The sequence below is a fragment of the Gilliamella sp. App4-10 genome, from assembly GCF_001690495.1.
In the GTDB taxonomy this organism is placed as follows: Bacteria; Pseudomonadota; Gammaproteobacteria; order Enterobacterales; family Orbaceae; genus Gilliamella; species Gilliamella apicola_G.
Map to the genome: position 1 here is coordinate 64,098 of NZ_LZGS01000004.1, position 22,609 is coordinate 86,706.

Here is a 22,609-nt window from a genome sequence, read left to right on the forward strand (position 1 = left end):
TCATTGTGATGACAACATCCACTTAGAAAATTACGCTGCGTGTTTTAGTGTTTTTATACTCAATTAGCGTCATGTTATTAATACTATATTCATTACTAATTAATTTCTGCAACGATATCTCCCGCATAAACATAGTTCCCCACTTTGAGCGTTTGTTTTAAAACACCATTTCGATGTGCGATAACTTGTACTTCCATTTTCATCGCTTCCATTATAGCAATCACATCCCCTTTGTTTACGCTTTGATTATCATTAACTACCCATTTAAAAAGGCTACCCGAAACTGGTGATTGGACAATCAAATCGGAAAGCGCTTCTTTCATGGAAGAAGATGTATCTAGATTAGTATCCGTTTGCAAAGATAACGAAGAAAATAGTTGTACAGGTAACCCCAGTTTACAACGTTTACCGTCAATCTCGATAAATGTGTGAGTCAGCGTTGCTTCTTTTGGTGGTATTTGCCTTTTAGTTGGTGCTATTGTTGCAGCCAATTCAGTTTCGATCCAACGCGTATGCACTTTAAAATCATCACAAAAATCAGGATGTTCAATAACTGCACGTGCAAATGGTAATACACTTGCCACCCCTTCAATCGAAAACTCCGCTAAAGCACGACGGGCCCTTGCAATGGCCTGTTCACGATTATTTCCAACAATAATCAGTTTTGCTATGAGTGAATCAAACATTGCAGGGATCGTTGAACCCGTTACCACCCCACTATCTAAACGTACTCCCGGCCCCGATGGTGCATCAAACCGCGTAATTGTACCAGCTACGGGTAAAAAGCCATTAGCTACATCCTCAGCATTAATACGAAACTCAATGGCGTGACCTCGTGGTTTAGGCGTTTGGTTAATGCTAAGCGGTAAACCTTGGGCAATGCGCAGTTGCTCGATAACAAGATCGACACCCGTTGTTTCTTCTGTAACTGGGTGTTCAACTTGCAATCTTGTGTTTACTTCAAGGAAGGATAACTTGCCATCCTGACTAAGCAAAAATTCAACCGTACCCACGCCGACATAATTTGCTTTAACACAAATATCAATCGAAGCTTGAATAATTTGTTGCTCTAATGGTTCGGTTAAAAACGGTGCTGGTGATTCTTCAATTAATTTTTGGTTACGACGTTGCAGTGAACAGTCACGAGTTCCAACCACAACAACATGACCTAATGTGTCTGCAATGATTTGTGCTTCAATATGCCGAGGATTATGTAAAAATTGTTCTAAAAAACATTCACCACGACCAAAAGCAGTAGTCGCTTCGCGTACAGCAGAATGATAAAGTTCTTCAACTTCTTCCATTTGCCAAGCCACCTTTAATCCCCGACCGCCGCCACCGAATGCCGCTTTAATCGCTATCGGTAAACCATGAGCGTGCGCAAATTCAACGACTTCTTTAACATCTTGCACTGGTTGTTTAGTTCCAGCAACTAAAGGCGCGCCAACTTGCAATGCAAGTTGTCTGGCTCTGACTTTATCGCCTAATATTTCGATCGTTTCTGGATTTGGCCCAATCCATATTAAACCAGCATTTTGCACTGCTTTAGCAAATTCAACACGTTCTGATAAAAAACCATAACCTGGGTGCACCATTGTAGCGCCTGATTTTTTGGCTATAGCAATGATTTTATCAATATCAAGATAAGTTTCACTCGGAAAGTTGCCTGATAATCCATAAGCTTCATCAGCCATTTGTACATGAAGTGCATCAATATCCGCATCGGCATAAATTGCAATAGACAAAAAGCCCATATCACGACAAGCACGTATAATACGTACTGCAATCTCGCCTCGGTTAGCGATCAATACTTTGTGAGTTATTTTTTGATTATTTTCAGACATGATCAATATCACTCCCTTCAAATTCTTTAAACATCCCTATAGGATTAAATTTTATTTTGGCATTGACTGGAATTTGACCGGCCAAATCTAAATGGTATGTACACACAGCCCCGATAACAGGGTAGCCCCCTGTTAAAGGGTGATCATTCAAAAATAGTACCGGTTGCCCATTCGCTGGAATTTGTATTGCTCCAATGCAGGTGCCTTCACTGGGTAATTCTTGCCCTTTGTCACGGCTTAAAGGCATGTCACCAGACAAACGCAAACCAATGCGATTAGAAGCAGGTGTCACCTGCCATAGTTGAGAAGAAAGTAATTCTACTGCTTGCTTTGTAAACCAATCAGTACGCGGCCCAAGCACAATATCGAGTACAATAACATCATTACAAGTCGGATAGCGTATCATTGGTGTTTCGGTTAACGACACCGCATTTAAGGTTTGAATTTTCTTAATAGCTAGCGTTTGACCAATTTTAAGTGGCGATGGTCCGACTTGGGCGAGTGTATCAAAAGAGCAACTGGTTAAAACAGGTGACACTTGAAAACCACCACGCACAGCGAAATAGCTACGCACACCACATTTTACGCTTCCCAAGCTAATCATATCGCCTTTTTCCAATTGAATCGGCTGATACATGGCAACATTATACTTTTCACCATCTGATGTTGTAATGTGTATATCACACTCAGCCCCTGTGACAGCGACCAACATACCACAATTTACCTGCGCTTTAAAACCACCTTGCGTTATTTCTAATACGGCTTCATTAATTGGATTGCCCACAATGCGGTTACCACTATGTAATGCCCCTTTATCCATCGCTCCAGATTCAGAAATACCTAATGCCGCCTGACCAATGCGCCCTGCGTCTTGTAAAAGTGTTTGTAATCCTGTTGCTAATATTTTGATATCCTGTTGTTGATTGCTGTTGCTATCGACTTTTTTAGCGGTAGGCAAATGACACTTTTTAGTGGATTTGCTAGCATCAACAAAATTAACTCGGCTACCGGGTTTCAATAGTGCAGGTTGATCGCGATTTAAATCCCATACAGCGGTATCAGTTATACCAATAAGTTGCCAACCGCCAGGACTTGCTTGAGGATAAATACTACTAAACTCGCCTGCTAAAGCAACTGAACCAGCTGGAATACGAACTCGTGGTGATTGACGACGCGGTACATTAAGCTGAGCATTTTTAGATACCATATAAGCAAAGCCAGGCGCAAAGCCACAAAAAGCCACTTGATATTCATTATTGGTGTGTCTTGCAATAACTTCAGCAACAGTTATACCTAGATATTCAGCCACTTGGGCTAAATCCTCGCCATTATAATGCACAGGTATTATCACCAATTCACCAGATTGCATAATACTTGCTGAAATATCCAATTTAGCAATATGCTTAATGAGCGTATTAGCATTCGTCGCAATGGGATTATAACGAATCAATATAGTGCGCGCTGCGGGGATTATCTCTTCTATATGCCAATGCATAAATACACTTTGCAGTGCATTGGTAAGCGCCATTGTTTGCTCAAGAGCTGTTAATTCAACAATAAACGCATCAACATTAACGGGTAAAAATCGCATTAAGCACCTCTATATATGGTAAATATCCAATCCCTAACTATAACTATTTTATAGCGTTGTGTCATATTTGAGACTAAATTTATTGCCGGCTTAACAAATTCGTGTCTAATCATAGTTCTATTTTTTCGTTAACTTAATTAAGTTTCCAAAATTTAACTAATCTAATGATTATTTACCTTAGCAAATGAGACAATATTAATGCCATTTTGTTGTAATTTTTCACGAACTTTTTGCGCCATTGCTAAGGCACCAGCACTATCGCCATGAACACAAATTGATCCTGCCTCAATATCGACAAACTGCCCGTCTATAGAAGTTACACCACCATCACTCACTAACTGTAGCATACGGTCTGCAACTAGATCGGGATCGTGCAACACAGCGCCGGCTTCTTTACGAGACACTAACGTACCATCGACATGATATGCCCTATCAGCAAAAGCCTCGGCAACCACACGTAAGCCGTTTTCTTTAGCCCACTCAATGAGTTTTGAGCCCGCAAGCGCAACTAAAATCAGTGTTGAATCAATCGAACAAAGTGCATCAATCACTGCCATTGCCTGACGCTTATCATGCGCAATTGTGTTATATAAGGCACCATGAGGTTTAACATAACTCACCTTAGCACCAATTGAAGCGGCTAACCCTTTGAGTGCACCAATTTGATAAATCACATCTGCGGTTAATTCATCGGCGGCTATATCCATATTACGACGGCCAAAACCAACTAAATCAGGATAACCGACATGAGCACCGACTTCGACATGATTAGCTTTGGCCGCTTTTAATGTCTTTAAAATACCCGCTGGCGATCCTGCATGGAATCCGCAAGCAATATTGGCACTGCTAACAACTTTTAGCATTGCCTCATCATTTCCCATCTGCCATTGACCAAAACTCTCGCCAAGGTCACTGTTTAAATCAATACATTTAGTGATTGTCATATTGTCCTCTATTTTAAATAGTTAAAAATAGTAGCAACCGACATTATGCCCATATACCAAGTAATTGCACACACAACTACACCTGACAGCAATAACCATCTTGGATAGTGATATCCAGACATAAGATCAGCACGTCGCCAACCAATATAGACAAAAATAGTTAAACCAAGCGGTAAAACTAAACCATTAAAACCGCCCGCAAAAACTAATAATGATACAGGTGCGGTTCCCATGATTAAATAAATAGCTAGCGAAACAGCAATAAAAACAATAGTGGAAAACTGGCGTTGTTTGTCTGTAATTGCCCGCTTAAAAGGGGTAATAAAAGTCATTGAAGTATAAGCTGCACCAATAATACTAGTTATCGCAGCCGCCCATAAAATCAAACCAAAAATACGTAACCCCAATTTACCTAAAGCGGCCTGAAAGGCTTGCGATGCCGGATTGGCTGCATAACTTGAAATGTCAATTGTTACACCACTTGCAACCACACCTAAAATGGCTAGAAATAAGATGTAACGCATCAAACCCACAACCATTATTCCTTTGGTTGCAGCACCGGAAACATAATCAATATGCTGAGCACCAACCATACCTTTATCAAGTAATCGGTGAGCACCAGCGTAAGAGATATACCCCCCAACCGTTCCCCCAACAATAGTCGTAATAGAGGCAAAATCAACACTGCTTGGAAAAACCGTTTCCCTTAAAGCTTGCCCAACAGGTGGTTGAGAAGCAAATACCACAAATAAGGTCAAAATAATCATGAGCAAACCAAAACCAATCATTAAACGATCAATAAAATGACTGGCTTTACGGGATGAAAAGATATAAACCGCTAAGAGTGCACTAATTGCCCCGCCCCATTTAGGATCAAGCCCAACAAGTGCGTTTAAACCTAAACCAGCACCGGCTATATTACCAATATTAAACACCAATCCACCAAATATAATCAGCACTGCAAGTATATAGCCACTAAATGGAATCGTCGCATTAGCAATATCTGAAGAATTCATTTTGGTTAACGCAACAATTCGCCAAATATTTTGCTGAACAACAAAATCAATAATAATAGAGGCTAAAATACCAAAGCCAAAAGCCGTACCAAGGGTGACAGTAAAAGTGGCTGTTTGGGTAATAAAGCCCGGACCAATTGCCGAAGTCGCCATTAAAAAAATGGCACTGATTAATGAAGCACGCCGATTTTTAACAAAAGCAACGGTGCTACCGCTATTATTTTCCATATGCATGTTTCCTCTTAATTTGTTTTTCAATTATTGATACAACAACCGTATTAGCACTTTTTACTACTTTTCAAGGTAATGCAAGTATCATGCCATAGTGCTACTTTCATTATCGAATATCTTTATAATTACTATTTCCTAGCAACAAACTAATTAAAAATAATTCTAATTGCTTATTATTTATCCATAACAAATTAATAATTAACACTTAATAACGCTAATTTGCACCAAAGGTAAACATTCAAACCCGAATCTTTTTTTTAAAATTTACCAAATTATTGCTAACACTTTGACTCATCGATAATTAATTTAAAAACATTGGAATGTCCTTTCCGACTTGGGTAATAAAGATAAAAAGAGTCATAGGTAATAGCAAAATCGGCCAATAATTCAACTAACCCTCCCGATGATAATTCCTTTTCAATATCTACTCTAGCAATCCAAGTGATATCTAAACCATCTAAAGCCGCTTGTTTACACAATTGATTATTAATTATAAATTGGGATTGCGAATGATATTTAATCATTTTTCCCTTCTGCGTAAATTCCCATGGTAATTCTGTACCATGTTGAACCGATATTCGCATTCCAACTAAACGATGTTTATCTAAATCTTTGATTTGTTTTGGTATCGATTTTCCTATTAAATATTTAGGGCTAGCAATTAAAGCCATTTTTAGCGGAGGCGATATTTTAACTGCGATCATCTCTTTAGCAAGATCATCACCTAACCGGCAACCCATATCAAAGCTCTGTTTAACAATATCAGCCCAGCTATTATCGGCTTGAATTTCGACTCTAATGAGCGCATAACCAAGCAAAAAATCGCATAATTTCGGATAGATAATATGTTCTACCGCAATATACTGGGAGCATTAATTCTGATCGTCCCTGAAGGCGTATTGGTAAAATGACTTAATTCATTCACCTCGTGATTAATCGAGTCAAATAAAGGAGAACTTTTTCGGTATAATTGTTCGCCCGCCTCGGTCAATGAAACATTCCGAGTATTACGATTAAATAAACGCAAATTCAAACGAGTCTCTAGATTTCGCATACTATGGCTAAGCGCCGATGAGCTAATTCCCAATAACTGCCCTGCTTTTACAAAACTGTTGGTCTGTGCCAAAGTAATAAAGTAATTTAATTCATTAAGGTTATACATAATCGCATGCTATTAGTGAATTTAATTCACTACACTATAACCCCCCCTCCATTTATCTCAATAAAAGACATCTTTAAAATAATGTTATTTTTATTCAGTAAGCAAACTGACTGAAAATATACTTATACTTAGCACCAGTGGGAGCTTACCTAAAGTCATGATTCCTGTTTTGTTACAAATTATGAAGTTAAATTTGTATAGTACCCTCACCACACCCACGAATTAATATCATTAGCCAATGAAAGCGTCGTTATTATTCAAATCAATGTTAAGGACTTAATCCAATTAGAAAAGGTGATACAAGGACAAGATATTGTTTACGTTAAGTTAGCAAGACAACTTGAAACTACGGCTAAAAATGTAGTGCAAACCATACCTAGGCAATAACTAAAACGCCTAATTTGGAAGAGATTTTTGGTTTATCAACAGTTGAGCAAGGTCTTGAAGCATAAAAAATCGGGTTTAGTAAAATAGGTACAAAATGCCATTGATTGGCAAATAAGTGATATTTATAGCCATCAAGCCAACTGCTATTTTAGATTTGGTTAACTAAGGAAAATTCGATGGTTTTACCACCCATCTTAAATTAGTTTTAATGTTTAACATACATCAAATAGTTATCGGCTAAAAAGGAGAGAACCCATGCAACATATCACATTAAACAATGGAATAAAAATACCGGTTCTTGGTTGTGGTGTATACCAAATAAATCAAGAAGAGTGTGAATAGTGTGTCTTAGATGCCATCAGTATCGTCTATTGTGCGATTGTTACCACGCAAGCTTATGGCAATCGCTTAATTAAATTATTTACTGATAATCAATAACCTGTTTTTTGTTATTTCCGAAAAAACTATTTAACTTAAAATTTTGTCTACCATTTTTATATAAAATAATTCAAAATCATTTAATTCAATTAAAGAGTAACTTATGTCATTTATCAATGAATGTGTCTCAGACGAAGATACTAAAAAGTATGATTTAGATAATTTATGGAATATTTAGCACATGTAAGCTAACAAGTTAATCAATTATCATACTAGAGGAATAGACAAATCACGATATACAGATGCATAACAGAAATAGGCACAATATATAATTCCCCAATAAAATTATGATTCTTAACTGATGAAATTAAATATGATTTATTTTGATAATCATTAGCATCAACAATACGAATATGTACACAAACATCGAGATGTAAATCTATTACAACCAATGTTAATGTTTCTTTTTCTTTCTCAATACCTGTAAAAAAAGCAGAACCATGAATAAAAAAGGATTGCTAACCAATATTTAGACAAGTTGTTTAAAAAAGTTAACTCGATAACATATTTTTTAGACTAATTTCTGGACTAAATTTTTTAAGATGATTACGCATTAATCTACTCTATACAGGAGAATATATTCATCGAACGTATTGTAAAGTCTAACTTATTTATGCTTTGACGAATTACATTGAATGTTAAATTGGAGCGGGAAACGAGGTTCGAACTCGCGACCCCGACCTTGGCAAGGTCGTGCTCTACCAACTGAGCTATTCCCGCTTATTGAGGCACTTCGAAAGAAGTGGAGAGCATTATACAAAATTTTTTGTATCTCGCAACTATTTTTATTATTATTTTTTATCTTTCCAGTTAAGTGCTTCAAAAATACCAAATAAAAAAAGACGTAATACTTTAAATTTGTTTTGTTGCTTTTCTTGATTGGTCATGGTTGAGTTTAATATCCACGCTTGTAAGCCATGAGTAACCGCAAAGGCAATTAAACCGATATTAGCTACCACATTGGCAGGTCGTGGGTAAGGATGGATAAGGTTAAATACCAAAAATAACCATATCAATGAATATAATACTTTTCCTATAAATATGAACATTAATTGCCTTCTCGTATAAATAGATAACTATGAACTTGTCCAGCTGTTTTTTCGCGGTGCAAATGCCAGTGAGTTGGAATATAAGTTGTTAATTCATGATCTATTTCTGTTTCAATATAAATATAAGCTGACGGTTTTAGCCAGTTATTATTCTCAAGCTCACTAACCGTTTTTGCCACCAATGCTTGATGAAATGGTGGGTCGATGAATACAATATCAAATTGTTTTATAGCTGGTTTGTTTAGCCAATGTAAAGTGTCGGTATGATAAATATCGATTGTATCGCTAGCAATAAGCTGTTTATTTTTATTGAGTAGTTGTGCAACTTGTTTATCTTTTTCAAGCAAGGTAACACTTTGGGCGCCTCGTGATGCGGCTTCAAAACCTAATGATCCACTACCTGAAAAACAATCCAAACAATCGCTATCGTGTATAACAGGCATTAACCAGTTATATAGGGTTTCTTTAATACGATCTGTGGTTGGGCGCAATCCTTGCTTATTAAGTACCGACAGTTTACGCCCACGCCATTTTCCGCCAATAATTCTTATTGAACCATTCATTTTAAATCCTATATCAAAATAGCTCTGAAGTGTTGCCTTCTGAATCTATTACTCTCGTGCCCACTTCTTGGGTTGCATAAGTCGTTGGCTCGGTACCTTTTATAAAGTACTCTGACATGGTTCTAGATTCAGACTGAGGTAATAACCCTGTTTTTTGATCGATAGTAACAGAAATAACATTTTCAGGTTTTACATCTTCTATTACTGGTACATCTTGTAGAGCAACTTTCATATAATCAACCCATATTGGATTTGCGGTTACAGCCCCTGCTTCGGCTCGGTAAGTTCGACCTAAGTCACGGCGGTGATCATCAAAACCCATCCAAACAGTCGTAACAATATTGCCACCAAATCCAGAAAACCAAACGTCTTTTGAAGAGTTAGTAGTCCCTGTTTTACCACCGACATCTTTTCTACCCAACGCTTTTACACGCCATGCCGTACCTTGCCAATCTGAACCACCAAAGACAATAGATCGAAGACCATCTTTCATAATAAATGCAATTCCACTATTTATCGTATGTGGTGCGTATTTTGGCGTGACATCAGTGACTTTTTTATTGGTGTTGATATCAGGTAAGACTAAATTGTTATCTGATTTTAGATTAGCTTGGTCGGGTTCTTCATTGTCCGATTCATTTGATCCTTTTTCAACATTATCAAATGATGTAAGTGTTGATTCAGTAAACACGTCATCATTAGTACAATTGTGACAAGCAATCAAAGGTTGATGCTGATAAATTATACCTTTACCATTATTGTTCTCAATTTTTTCAATCAAATATGGTGAAATTAAATACCCCCCATTAGTAATCACCGAGTAGGCTCTTGCTACTTGCAATGGGGTAAACGAAGCCGAACCTAAAGCTAACGATTCGTTATGTGAAATATTTTCTTTGGGAAATCCAAAACGCTCTAAATAAGTCGCTGCATAATCTATACCAACTGCACGTAATGCTCTTACCATCATGACATTTTTAGACATCCCTAACCCAATTCTTAAACGTAATGGCCCTGCATAGGTAGGTGGTGAGTTTTTAGGGCGCCAAGTTGCACTCCCCGTTGAACGGACGATGGGTGCATCATTCAGCAGTGTTGCCATCGTTAAGCCTTGTTCTAAGGTTGAAGTATAAATGAATGGTTTAATACTCGAACCTAATTGTCGAAGTGCTTGAGTTGCTCTATTAAACTTACTTAAATTAAAATCATAACCACCGACAATCGCTTTGATGGCACCATTGTCTGAATCAAGCGAGACTAATGCAGCATTAACCGCTGGTATTTGTGCTAATTCCCAATTATCACCTGACTTTTTAACCCAAATTAGCTGTCCAGCTTTGAGGGTATCAGACACTTTTTTAGGGTACGCACCTTGCTTTGTGTCACTAATAAAAGGGCGAGCCCATTTCATGTCTTGATATGAAATAGTGATATTACTTTTATCAGATAACACGGCTGTCGCTTCTTTATCTGAAAATGTCATAACAACAGCTGGGCACATGCCACTATAGCATATATATTTATCAAGAGTTTGCTGGATCTTCTCAAGATCCCATGGCATTTCATTGGGTTGCCATAATACTTTTTCAGCACCACGATAACCATGTCTGATATCATAATCAATAATATGCTTTTGCACAGCTTCTTTAGCTGCTATTTGATCCGTTTTCGAGATAGTCGTATAGACTTTATAGCCATCTGTATAGGCATTCTCGCCAAATTTATTGTACATAAATTGCCGAGCCATCTCTGCGACATAAGGAGCAGAAAAATCGATTTGAGGTGAATGATAACTCGCACCAAGCGGTTTTATAATCGCTGCATCATATTCAGCTTGAGTGATATAGGATTGATCTAACATTCGCCTTAATACCCAGTTACGTCTAGTTAATGCACGTTTTGGATGAGAAATTGGATTAAAAGCAGATGGTGCATTCGGTAAGCCCGCTAATAAAGCTGCTTCATCAACCGTTAATTGATCTGGTGTTTTACCCAAAAAAGTATAAGCAGCAGCAGCAACACCATATGCTCTAGAGCCAAAGTTAATCATGTTAAGATACAGTGCCATGATTTCTTCTTTGGATAACTCTTTTTCCATACGAGTAGCCAAAATCATTTCTTTGACTTTACGTGTTATGCTTTTTTCAGGCGTTAAGAAAAAGTTCTTAGCAACTTGTTGAGTGATTGTACTGCCGCCTTGAGAAAATCCTTTCTGTTTTAAACCAACATACATTGCTCGTACGATACCTATTGGATCAACACCAAAATGTTCATGAAAACGAGCATCTTCAGTTGCAATCACTGCGTTAACCACCATTGGGGGAATTTCGTCATATTTTAGTGGTGTTCGACGCCTTTCACCAAAAATAGCAATTAACTCGCCGTCTTTACTTAATACTTGCATTGGTGTTTGTAATTGAACATCTTTTAAAGACGCAACGTCGGGAAGATCCTTCGAATAATAAGCATAACCTGCAATACCAATAATTAAGCCACAAAGGAATAAGCCAATGAATAATTTTAGAAGAAATTTTAGAAGAAATTTTAACACTCTAAGTAATATCACGAATCTTTCCTATCTAAATTTTTAAGGCAAAAATAATGGCACCAGAGTCATCTCTGCGCCAAATTTAGTAATGCTGCCTTCAGGTAAGGATCTTCACATTGACATTAAAGGAAAATGCTAATGGTTGATCGTTCATTTATTTATTAAAACACACTGAAATTGTGTGCATTATCTCCCATCTTTCTCTTTATTTTAAGCAATTTTTAACAAAATCATGAAATAATTCTGTTTTAACTAAGTAGAGTAAGTATTATGTGGAGCATAAAACTTAGCATATCAAAACTGCAATTATTGATTTCAACACTTTTTTATTCCATGCTAATAACGCTTTGTCTAGTCATGTTTGCTAACACATCTTTAAATTCTTATACCTTTATTATTATAATATTATTAATAATAGAATGGTGGCGTTGTGCCTGTTATTTCAAAACCATTAAAGGCGAATTTGCACTATTTCACTATATCAATCAAATATATTGGCACAAACAACGCTGGTATTTAATGCATAAACCGCTGATATTTCGTTATATTGTTATATTGAATTTAAAATCTCGACATAATGGCAAACGCTGTACGCTGTTGTTAATGATTGATAATTTGCAATCTAATGACTGGCGAACATTACGTTTTTACTTAAAACAAATTCAATTCACTTAACGCAAATACCTAGGTTCTTGAAAGTTTTTGTCAAAAAGTTGTTAAACTAATGAGATTTTCTAATCCAATACTGATAGGGTTGAGATTCTATTTGCAATGACAGTAATTCGTGATCCATATGGCGACAAAAGCTAGGAACATCACGAGTGGTCGCTAAATCATCAGCAATCACATAAAGAACTTGTCCAATAGCCAGTTCCCGAATCGTTTTTCTGATTAACATAATGGGTTCTGGGCAACGTAAACCAAGCGTATTGAGTTCTTTGTTGATAGTTATTTTCATGTTTAAACATTTGATAATTATAAAAATAGTTTACTTAGGTAGTGTGGCACAGCATCTTCAGCATTTGATCCAATCACCTCTAATTCTGGTAACAATGCTTTTAATTCTGAGCTACCATTTTGCATTATACAACCTTTACCTGTGGCTTTTAGCATTTCGTAATCGTTCATGCCATCACCAAAAGCGATACAATCTTTTAAACTGTAACCTAATTTTTCAACCACTTTTTTTAATGCACTGCCTTTAGACACTTTTTCGTCCATCACTTCTAGGCAATTTAAAGTAGAAAAAGCGACACTAATTTTATTACCAAATTTTGCATCTAGTCGATTTTTTAGCTGAACTAAATGTGGATAAAGTGCATTATCTGTGGTAGTAAAATAAATTTTAGCAATATTATTGGTATCAAAATCAAGTGGGTTAAATAATTGATAAGTAAACTGCGTGTCTCGATAAAATTCTAATGAATATGTATCTTCTTTGTTAATTAACCACTCATCACCACGATACAAATGAGTATAAACTAAAGGATCTTCCATACTCATTTTAGCTATTTCTCTAGCAAGCGATGGTTCAATGCTTTGGCTAAAGACTAAATTACCTTCGCTATCATGTACTCTAGCACCATTTGCCGTTATCATAAAAGCATCAATTTCCATATTTTCTCGCATCTGAGCGACATCGATGTGGTGCCTGCCGGTTGCAAAAACAAAATGAATTCCTTTTTTACGTAGTCCTTGAAGGACTTGTTTGGTATAAGGTGATAAGCTATGTTCAGGAGTTAATAAAGTGCCGTCTAAATCAGAAGCAACAACATACATAATATTCTCAACTTTTATAATAAATGGTAATAATAACGATTAAAATAATATTGTATTAAAACAATAATTACTTATTCAAGCAAAGACTAAAACAAGTTGATGTATGATACAACTCCATTAGCATTTACTCAACCAATTGTGGTGTAATAAAAATAACTAACTTGCGTTTTTGTTGTCTTTTACTGTTGTATTTAAACAAATTTCCAATAACTGGCATATCATCTGCACCAGGGAATTTTCTTCGACCATGAGTATTAACTTCTTGAAAGATACCCCCTAATACCACTGTTTCGCCATTTTTTATTTGAACTTGTGTTTTAATTTCCTGAGTATCAATAGCTAACGCTTCACCGCCATCGCTTCGTTTTATTGAGCGACCAGCCGTATTTTGCGTAATATACAAATCTAAAATCATCCGATCATTTGATAGTATTTTAGGTGTAACTTCTAATCCCAACACAGCAGGCTTAAATTCAATAGATGTGGCACCATTATTACTACTCGAAACCTCATAAGGAATTTCAGTACCTTGTTTTATTGAAGCCATATTTTGATTAGATGTGAGCAAATTGGGGCTGGCTATAATTTCAAGCTGATTTTCAGATTCGAGCGCAGATAACTCTAAATTGAGTAAACTACCTGATAGTTTAGCTAAATTAAAACCTACTGTTGCGGTCGGATGACTCGTGCCAAGACCTACATTAAACTTATCTAATAATTGCGATGATTTGCCGGAGTAACCCCATTTAATCCCCATTTCAGACATACTTTCATCACTCATGGTAACAATATGCGCTGAAATATGCACTTGAGGCATAGGTTTATCAAGTGTTTTAATTAATTTTTCGATATTAGTAAATTGTTTAGCTAGATCAGTAATTATAAGTGAGTTTGTCCGTTTATCAAATGCAACCTTACCCCGTTCTGATAATAATTCTTGTTGTTGAATCGTTTCGATTAAGGTCGTTGGGTCAGCATGATTAACTGCTATAGATAATGAATTAAGCGGTTGTTTTAATTCTTTTTCTTTTTGCTGTAACTGTTTTTTTTGCATTAAAAATTCAGGATCTATCGCTTTAGAAACGAACAAAATATTATCGTCAATTTCAGCTTGTAAATTTGCTGAGTCTAATATGATCTTTAGCGCTTTGTGCCAATTAATATTATTAAGCTTGATAGTCTGTTTCATTGGTAAATCTTCTGACATAATCAAATTCATTTGCTTATTATCGGCTAACGCCTGCAAGATAATTGCAATATCCGTTTGATAAAATGTCATTGAGATATTTTTTTGTTGATCAACATTTACTGGTTGATTCAGATTTGCATGAACAGTATTTATGCCAATTGTTACGGCTATAAAGGCTATTACAACTAACAAACTTATTTTAATTTTAGTTATTCTGCTAATACATTGATTGAACCAATGATACGTTTGATTGGTGCTATTGTTATTATTCATTGATGGGCATTGTCCATGACACATTATTATGGCAATAATCAGGTAAATCTGCTTGCCATTTAATTTTATCGTTTAGTAAAGATTGTACATACCAAGGAAACAAAACATTCGGTACTTTATCATCGGTTATTGCTAGCCATTGATTGTCGGATACTAACCAAATCTGTTGATAATTTTGATCAATTTGTTTCATCAGCCCCCTAAAATGCCAAACTTGAATTTGTTCAAGTAGTAACGCCGTTTGCTCACTACAAGAAACTGAGTGATTTTGTTGAAAAGGATTTCGCTCTAAAGACATATCAGCCTTTAGGTCAGAACAGCTAATAGCCAGTAGGCTGATGCAACTATATAAACAATACTTCACTCTATGCCCTTTTTAAACAATAAAGTAAATATGATCTGCAACTGCTGATCTTGCTTGCTGATTTTTAGATTTTGAAAATCAAGATAATAAAAATCATCCGTTAATGATGCAATTAAAGTCATAAAATCAAAAAACTGCCCCTCTAATTCAATATCCCAATTAACCATATTGTCTGTTTGATAATGTTTAAAGGAATTTAATGCCAGATGATTTTGCTCGATCGTCTGTGCTAGTTCTTTTTCTGATATCAAACTATATAAAGTATTTTTACTTGCCTGATAGCGATTTACTTTTGCCTGTAGCACTTCAGTTTCAGTAATTTTTAGCTGATATAACTGGAGCTTTAGCGCAGCTTGCTGCTGGACATCTTTAATAAAAATAATATAAACAATAACAAAAAGTACTAAGCAACATAAAATACAAATCGTATATTGTTGCCAAACTGGGCGGTAAAAAAAATTATTATTCATTAAGCTTTATTTCCATTTCAAAAAATAGATTATTTTCATTGGACGAGATAGTTTTTACTTGGCTATGACTTATATTTTTTAGTGTTAATAAACTTTGATTAAAATTAGTCAGCTCAACATAACTAAAACTTTGCCCTTCGATTCTTACTTTTTGTGGTTGATAATAAAATGATTCAAGCCAAATTACTGAAGGTAATTGCTTTGAAAGCAATAATAAAGATTGCTGAATTTGTTTTTGGCTTAATGATGGATTAGGTAAATAATTTGTTAATTCTTCAGTTAACTTTTGTGCTATCCCTTGTTGGTGTAGTAATTTTTCATCATAGTTTTGTAGATCATTTCGTGCCTGTATCCACAGATAACAGAGCAAATAGCTAACTATGCCAATAAAACCAGTAACCACACCTATCAGTTGTCGTTGATGCTTGGCTTGCTTTTCTTGCCGCCAAGGTAAAAAATTAACTGTTGTATTTTCAAATTGACAACCCACAAATGTTAATAGTCGTTCATACTTTTTAAAAAGATTAATCCAATTTTCAATATAATGGCGTTCAACTGTCATCACCGTGATTTGTTTTGTTTGATCATTTGAATAAACAAAATCAAAAAACACACTTTTAGCTGACACTTGAAATAATTTATAAATGTTTGCTTCAACATATAAAATCAATTCACTAAAATTTAGCTTTACATCAGGTAAGGTTAATTGTTGCATTTGAAGCAAATTAATATCCAAATTAACTTCAAATACAGTACGACCAGAAATTTTTTTACATAACTCATCAATAAAAACTTCTAATTCGGACGCATTTTGATATTTAAAGATAATCAAATCTTCGTTAGTGGATAATGTAGTGTTTTGCTTAACGTTGCTTATGATTCTATAGCGTAAAATTGTAGGCTCTACATAAATAATGGCACGATTTTTATTAAAAAACATGATGGATTATCTTCTTGATTCTGATGACAGCATCCCTTAATCATAATCATCCTTTACTCAATGAAAATAAATAAACGTTATTTTTGTGAACTATCATCCAAAAAATGTTTAAATTTAAACCGAACAAGACGGATTTTAGAAAAATTTAAAAAAAAAGGTTGACTGAAATAAGACGTGCCTTATAATGCACATCCACACGGTAAGGGTGATTAGCTCAGTTGGGAGAGCACCTCCCTTACAAGGAGGGGGTCACTGGTTCGAACCCGGTATCACCCACCAATCTTTACCGTGACGTTTTAGCAATGGAACACTTGGGGTGATTAGCTCAGTTGGGAGAGCACCTCCCTTACAAGGAGGGGGTCACTGGTTCGAACCCGGTATCACCCACCATCTCCAGATGGGTCGTTAGCTCAGTCGGTAGAGCAGCGGACTTTTAATCCGTTGGTCGAGCGTTCGAATCGCTCACGACCCACCATTTATCTTTAGTAAACTTCAAATAAACCAAATCAAAATTTATTTAACGAAAAACATGGTGAGTACACCAGTCGTTTAAAAAATTTGTCTGGAACAAATTTGAACGACACGTTAGGTTATCCCCAAAGGGGGTGAGGCACACAATGTACTGAATAATCAACCTCACGACCACCATTTTTTGATACCAATACTTACAATTAATCTATTAAACCATAACCTTGTAGGTATATTGCTTTTACATCGTTTGACAAATCAGACGCTTGTTTTTTTACACTATCCATTGAATCGGGTAATGAAAATGGCATTTTAGCCAAATAAGGTTTGTTATCAAATAATCTATCAAATAATACATTATCATTTACCCCAAAATTAGCAATAATCGCACTAGCATATTGTTTTATAGGGGCAAGAACTGCTGGTCTATCCAAATAAACGGTAACAACAACACGATGCGTTTTACTTGCTTGAGCAATAAATTCAATATCTTTGTCGTTAGGCGGAAATGCCAATGATCCCTCATGCTGTTCTAAGCCAAAAAAGTAACCTTTATGGTTTTGTTCATAAGGCGCATTTATTCGAACTACAACAACATTAGCTTGGTCTAAATCATCAACAATATTAGCTTTGTGCTTTAAAAGATTTTTAGCATCTGATAAAAAACCATGTAAATAGATTTTGTTATTAGGATTTAATGGTAATGTGTTTTGTGTATTTTCAAGTAATACTAAAGAATTATATTGAGCTTGATTTGCCACTTTTTGAAAATCTTTGTTACCGACAAGATTTGTTTTACTTGGATCAACATACGGTGTTTCAAATTGACCTAAAGAAAACTTTTGAATCAAGATAGCCAACACTGCGTTATCGATGTCTTTTTCAGCAATTTTTTTGTTTTTAACAGCTGTTACAATAATTGAGCTATCACTAACACCTCCAAATTGTTGAATTCCTGCTTGAATAGCTTTAATAAAACGTTGCTCTTTGGTCAGATCTTCAACTCCCCATGGCATGCCTTCTACTTTGGGTTTAACACCTGAAGGCGTGCCATTGACACAAACTTCATTACAATCACTCGTAATATTCCAATCACTCATGATAACACCTTTAAATTTATAGGTGTCACGTAATAAATCTTTTAATAAAAACGAATTAAATCCACCACCAACAGCATCAAGTTTATGATTATTTATTTGAGCATTTTTCAATATAGAATAAGTCGGCATGACACCGGCAACATTTGCCTCAAAAGCGCCAGTAAATGGAATAATATGTTCTTTCAAACTGTCTTTTTTTGTAAAAAGTGCATATTTACCATAAGCACTATGACTATCAAAACCATTTTCGGCTGCGCCATAACCCACCCAATGTTTAACAACGGCGGCCACACTTTGTGAATTTAAACCATCTTTACCTTGCATTCCTGAGATATAACCTCTAACCATCTTTTTACTTAGTTCAGGATTTTCACCAAATGTACCTTCAAAGCGAGCCCAACGAGGTTCTGTACCCAAATCTGCCATTGGTGATAATGCTTGGGTTATTCCTAATGATCTATATTCTTGACGAATGATATCACCATATTCATTAATATCTTTTTCATGACCAATAGCTGCCATTCCTAATGTTCCTGGCCATTGGCTAAAACCGCTTTTTATGCCTGATTCATTGCCATAATAAAATGTATTTCTAGGATCAACACTTATCGTCAATGGAATAGATAAACGGGAAGATTCAGCTATTTTTTGTAGTTGATTATTTTGTTTTGCAAAATCCTTAGGATTAACTTCTAAACGTGTAATAAAACTATTAACCTTATCTTTTAAAATTAAAGCGGTCAGTTTTTTGAAATCATACTTGTCTCCACGCCCAATCTCATTATTTAAACTCGGTGCATTGCCATGCATCATCAACCCAGCTTTTTCTTCTAATGTCATTCTTGAAAGCAGATCCTGCGCACGTTGTTCTGGTGATAAACGCCAATCCTCATAAGGAGTTAGTTTTCCATTTTTATCCATATCCTTAAATTCAAGGTTATCAACAATAATTTTTTTTAATTGACGACTTTCAAGTTTGACTTGGTCAATGGCAAATAATGGGCTTATTGTAAGAACAGAACTGATTAATAGCGCAATCTTTAAAATCTTACTTCTCATCTTTTTCTCCTTAAGTGACCTATTACACATTTATTATTAATATTAAATTCTTAAAATAGCTGATTTGAATACACAGCAACAAATCATCTTATGAAATTTGCTATAGCGAATTTATATCCCGTCTTTTTTGCCTTTATATAAAACAAAAAAACCTAAACACTTTGTTAACCAAATTGTTTAGGTTTTGCCTATATCGTCAATTGACGATGTAGTAACAATCCAAATTCATACTATGTAAACTAACATTAATAAGATAAAGAAGATATCCTATAATTTAACTTGTTGATGTAATTGTGATGACAGTCACATTCTTAATCCATATGTTATTTAATAACCAATTATGAATTAATTATTTTTTTAACACTATATTCTTTAGCTAGAACTAAAAATCAGTCAAAACATAAAATATTTTTTGTCAGTAATATGCATGGCTAGCTTACAACTATTAGCTTAATTTTTATAAACTATATAAATAACTAATCGGTAAGCGATATAGAACATTACAGTACCAATAATGCAATCCAATATTACCCACATTCTTTTTTGTCTAAATAGCGGTGTGAGTAATCTTGCCCCATAACCAATACTAAAAAACCAGATGAATGAAACACAAACCGCGCCAATCAAAAAAGCAAGTTTTTGTTCACTGGTTAACGTTCCAGCAATCCCACCCACAATAACAACAGTATCTAAATAGACATGAGGATTGAGCAGTGTGATTGCCAAAGTTGCTAGTATAACTTTTAATAAGCTGTTATTATTAGGAACTTGAGATTTGATTTGCATACTACGTGTGCCTTTAATTGCACTTTTAAACGCACAAAAGCCATACCAAACTAAAAAAGCCGCCCCCTAGTAGCGCAAGTATATTAGTAATTAAAGGATTGCTACCAATAAAGGTACCTACCCCCAAAATACCAACGGACATCAAAGCAAAATCACAGATAAAATAAATTGCCGAGACATAAAAGATATGATTTTTTAATAACCCTTGCTTGAGCACCAATAGCAATAATTAGACTGGCTGAAATTAAAGCGCCACGTAATATTTCTGATAACACTTGTTATAACACTTAAGAATGGGAAAATTTATTATATAATCATGATACCATATGCTTATAACAAACGTATTTAAGCTATTATCGTTCATTTTTTTCTAGCCACAGTAATTGGGTTCGATTGTTGTTTAAATAGAGAATAATCACACCAATTGCTAGCCAAATAATACCGACAATTTTAGCATCATTATCAATATGTAGTAATACGGGTAATAGCACCACAATACCGATAATAGGCATAAAGATATCTAAAAACCAAGAAAGCCAGCCTTTAGAGCCTTTTTTGAGTTTAAAATAGCCGATTACAGATAAATGTAACATAATAAATGCCGTTAATGCGCCAATATCAACAAATGACACTAACGTTGGTAACCCTTTTGCATTATTCGCAGCAATAACTACTAAACATAAATTAAATAAAGCAGCAAATAAAATAGCCATTGTTGGCACACCGCTTTTTTCACCCACTTTAGCAAAAACTGGAGGTAAACGCTTATCACGCCCCATGCTAAATAAAAGGCGACTTGCTGCGGCTTGTCCAACCATTGCAGCAAATGATGCACCAATAGCTTTCATTAAACTTAGTGCCCATCCTAACCATAAATTAATTTCTTGATTGACAATATTATAGTAAGCTTTACCTTGTAGTTCGGGATGACTACGCAAATAGTCTGAGCTATAAGGATTAAGTAAAGCTCCAACATAAATTTGTACCACAAATAAACAACCGGCTAAAATTAAACAGCTCATAATCGCTTTACTGACTAAATTATGATGGCCACTATTTTCTTCAGAAAAAGTCGCAATAGCATCAAATCCCAAATAAGATAGTACAGCAATAGACACCGCATTAAATAGTTTACCCCAACTGAATAAATTTCCCCCAACAAAAGGTTGCAACCAATCTTTGCTACTCTCACTGGTTATTATTATCCACATACCAGTAGCTAACACAGCAAGCAGGACAATAATTTCAAATATTAGTATGATCAACGTGATTTTGGCCGATTTTTTGGCACCCATTAAATTCAGCGTGGTAGTTAACATAACAGCTACACAAGTCCATACCCATATTGGCACTTCGGGGATCAATGCATTGAACGATATGCCACTAAATAAATAAGCAACAGCAGGAATAAACATATAATCAAGTAATAACAACCAGCCTACTAAAAATCCAGCATTAGGATGGATACCAATAGAGCAATAAGCGTAAACGGCGCCCGCATGCGGTAAAGCAGTTGCCATTCTAGCATAAGAAAATGCAGTAAATGACATCACCAAAGTGGCAACTATATAAACTAAAGCAACTGCACCATCACTTATCGCATCTAAAACGCCAAATAATCCTATAGGTGCTGCTGGACCAATAAAAAGCAATCCCAGAATAACTAAATCCCAGAACCGCATATTTTTACTTAACTGTTGCATAATTGTTTTCGTATCATAATCATCAATAAAGTAGAATGTTAAATGATTACTAAAAAACACACTAAGATCAGCTTGTTATTAAGTTATAATTATTTGTTATAAGAAGATGTTTAATGATGCTCTCTCACCTCATAGGTATACGACATTTTTGCGGTCTTACCTAACATGATAGAGGCACTACAATATTTTTCTGAAGCAAGTTTCACTGCTCTTTCAACTGCCTCGCTATCTACATTAATACCAGTAATCACTATATGAAAATTAATTGATGTATAAACTTTAGGAGAAGATTCGGCTTGAGTTTTATCAATCTCTATCCAAAGATCGCGAACATCTTTTTTATTATTTTTTAAAATAGCGATAATATCGTAAGCCATACAACCTGCTGCACCATGTAACAAAAGTTCCATAGGACGAGCGCCACGATTGCGACCGCCATGTTCAATACCACCATCCATCACTAATGAATGTCCACTTGCTGTTTCGCCTAAAAAACCAAAATCATCAATCCACTTTAAACGATCTTTCATTATTCGCTCCTTTTAATTTATCTTTAAACTTTTCATTCGTTATAATTTACGCAATAACATAAGCTTTTTTAAGCATTCTATCATCTTTTCACCTATTAATTTTTGATCAAACTTGATAATAATTTTGATTTATTTGCGAATAGATTCATTGGGTTATTGTAAATAGCTCAGGTAG

The 22,609-nt window shown here is 35.4% G+C and carries 18 protein-coding genes, 4 tRNA genes and 1 pseudogene; 4 read left to right on the top strand and 19 right to left on the bottom strand.

The window, feature by feature from the left end; genetic code table 11:
• Positions 1-95 precede the first annotated feature (95 nt).
• The 9 genes and pseudogenes from A9G23_RS01465 to A9G23_RS01505 all read right to left on the bottom strand — a co-directional run bounded on the left by A9G23_RS01465 (position 96) and on the right by A9G23_RS01505 (position 11,776).
• Complete coding sequence (locus tag A9G23_RS01465; RefSeq protein WP_065585940.1) at positions 96-1,844, bottom strand: acetyl/propionyl/methylcrotonyl-CoA carboxylase subunit alpha; 1,749 nt, start codon at positions 1,842-1,844, stop codon at positions 96-98.
• The gene (locus A9G23_RS01470; RefSeq protein ID WP_065585941.1) at positions 1,837-3,435 is read right to left on the bottom strand and encodes a 5-oxoprolinase/urea amidolyase family protein; all 1,599 of its coding nucleotides are present in this window, start codon (positions 3,433-3,435) and stop codon (positions 1,837-1,839) included. The genes A9G23_RS01465 and A9G23_RS01470 overlap by 8 nt, the downstream gene beginning before the upstream one ends.
• Positions 3,436-3,596: 161 nt before the next feature.
• Complete coding sequence (locus A9G23_RS01475; protein WP_065586025.1) at positions 3,597-4,373, bottom strand: LamB/YcsF family protein; 777 nt, start codon at positions 4,371-4,373, stop codon at positions 3,597-3,599.
• 14 nt (positions 4,374-4,387) lie between these two features.
• A complete protein-coding gene (locus A9G23_RS01480) occupies positions 4,388-5,623 on the bottom strand; it encodes an NRAMP family divalent metal transporter (protein ID WP_141670002.1) in 1,236 nt (411 codons plus the stop codon).
• A gap of 281 nt (positions 5,624-5,904) precedes the next feature.
• A pseudogene (locus tag A9G23_RS11605) lies at positions 5,905-6,788 on the bottom strand (LysR family transcriptional regulator).
• A gap of 1,469 nt (positions 6,789-8,257) precedes the next feature.
• Positions 8,258-8,333: transfer RNA gene (locus tag A9G23_RS01490), tRNA-Gly, on the bottom strand.
• 71 nt (positions 8,334-8,404) lie between these two features.
• The gene (locus A9G23_RS01495; protein WP_065585943.1) at positions 8,405-8,662 is read right to left on the bottom strand and encodes a DUF1145 domain-containing protein; all 258 of its coding nucleotides are present in this window, start codon (positions 8,660-8,662) and stop codon (positions 8,405-8,407) included.
• On the bottom strand, positions 8,662-9,225 hold the full coding sequence (gene rsmD / locus A9G23_RS01500; RefSeq protein ID WP_065585944.1) for a 16S rRNA (guanine(966)-N(2))-methyltransferase RsmD: 564 nt from the start codon (positions 9,223-9,225) through the stop codon (positions 8,662-8,664). The genes A9G23_RS01495 and rsmD overlap by 1 nt, the downstream gene beginning before the upstream one ends.
• 13 nt (positions 9,226-9,238) lie before the next feature.
• Positions 9,239-11,776, bottom strand: coding sequence for a PBP1A family penicillin-binding protein (locus tag A9G23_RS01505; RefSeq protein WP_065586026.1), 2,538 nt, complete (start codon positions 11,774-11,776; stop codon positions 9,239-9,241).
• 267 nt (positions 11,777-12,043) lie between these two features.
• Between A9G23_RS01505 and A9G23_RS11800 the strand changes: the two genes are divergently transcribed.
• Positions 12,044-12,448, top strand: a complete 405-nt coding sequence (locus A9G23_RS11800; protein WP_065585945.1) for a protein YgfX — start codon at positions 12,044-12,046, stop codon at positions 12,446-12,448.
• A 46-nt stretch (positions 12,449-12,494) separates the two neighbouring features.
• On the opposite strand, the gene tusA is transcribed toward A9G23_RS11800, so the two are convergent.
• The 6 genes from tusA to A9G23_RS01540 all read right to left on the bottom strand — a co-directional run bounded on the left by tusA (position 12,495) and on the right by A9G23_RS01540 (position 16,788).
• Complete coding sequence (gene tusA / locus A9G23_RS01515; RefSeq protein ID WP_065585946.1) at positions 12,495-12,731, bottom strand: sulfurtransferase TusA; 237 nt, start codon at positions 12,729-12,731, stop codon at positions 12,495-12,497.
• 17 nt (positions 12,732-12,748) lie between these two features.
• Positions 12,749-13,555, bottom strand: coding sequence for a Cof-type HAD-IIB family hydrolase (locus A9G23_RS01520; RefSeq protein WP_065585947.1), 807 nt, complete (start codon positions 13,553-13,555; stop codon positions 12,749-12,751).
• A gap of 121 nt (positions 13,556-13,676) precedes the next feature.
• Entirely contained in the window at positions 13,677-15,014 is a 1,338-nt protein-coding gene (locus A9G23_RS01525; RefSeq protein ID WP_176700200.1) for a secretin N-terminal domain-containing protein, read from the bottom strand.
• Positions 15,007-15,312 (bottom strand): hypothetical protein, encoded by a 306-nt coding sequence (locus A9G23_RS01530; RefSeq protein ID WP_065585948.1) that lies wholly within the window; start codon positions 15,310-15,312, stop codon positions 15,007-15,009. Before A9G23_RS01530 ends, A9G23_RS01525 begins: the two co-directional genes overlap by 8 nt.
• 62 nt (positions 15,313-15,374) lie before the next feature.
• Positions 15,375-15,848, bottom strand: a complete 474-nt coding sequence (locus A9G23_RS01535; RefSeq protein WP_065585949.1) for a hypothetical protein — start codon at positions 15,846-15,848, stop codon at positions 15,375-15,377.
• A complete protein-coding gene (locus A9G23_RS01540; RefSeq protein WP_065585950.1) occupies positions 15,841-16,788 on the bottom strand; it encodes a PilN domain-containing protein in 948 nt (315 codons plus the stop codon). Before A9G23_RS01540 ends, A9G23_RS01535 begins: the two co-directional genes overlap by 8 nt.
• A 203-nt stretch (positions 16,789-16,991) precedes the next feature.
• On the opposite strand from A9G23_RS01540, the gene A9G23_RS01545 reads away from it, so the two are divergent.
• The 3 genes from A9G23_RS01545 (at position 16,992) to A9G23_RS01555 (ending at position 17,263) form a co-directional block, all read left to right on the top strand.
• A tRNA-Val gene (locus tag A9G23_RS01545) sits at positions 16,992-17,067 on the top strand.
• Positions 17,068-17,102: 35 nt separating this feature from the next.
• Positions 17,103-17,178, top strand: a tRNA-Val gene (locus A9G23_RS01550).
• A gap of 9 nt (positions 17,179-17,187) precedes the next feature.
• A tRNA-Lys gene (locus tag A9G23_RS01555) sits at positions 17,188-17,263 on the top strand.
• 196 nt (positions 17,264-17,459) lie between these two features.
• Here A9G23_RS01555 and A9G23_RS01560 read toward each other — a convergent pair.
• From A9G23_RS01560 to A9G23_RS01575, 4 genes are all read right to left on the bottom strand, one after another.
• The gene (locus A9G23_RS01560; protein ID WP_065585951.1) at positions 17,460-19,415 is read right to left on the bottom strand and encodes a glycoside hydrolase family 3 protein; all 1,956 of its coding nucleotides are present in this window, start codon (positions 19,413-19,415) and stop codon (positions 17,460-17,462) included.
• A 450-nt stretch (positions 19,416-19,865) separates the two neighbouring features.
• Positions 19,866-20,219 carry a LysE family transporter gene (locus tag A9G23_RS11615; RefSeq protein WP_218059464.1) on the bottom strand — a complete coding sequence of 118 codons (354 nt, stop codon included), beginning with the start codon at positions 20,217-20,219 and terminating at the stop codon, positions 19,866-19,868.
• A 335-nt stretch (positions 20,220-20,554) separates the two neighbouring features.
• Positions 20,555-21,904, bottom strand: coding sequence for an APC family permease (locus tag A9G23_RS01570; RefSeq protein ID WP_065586028.1), 1,350 nt, complete (start codon positions 21,902-21,904; stop codon positions 20,555-20,557).
• Positions 21,905-22,014: 110 nt separating this feature from the next.
• A complete protein-coding gene (locus A9G23_RS01575; RefSeq protein WP_065585952.1) occupies positions 22,015-22,434 on the bottom strand; it encodes an OsmC family protein in 420 nt (139 codons plus the stop codon).
• Between the last annotated feature and the right edge of the window lie 175 nt (positions 22,435-22,609).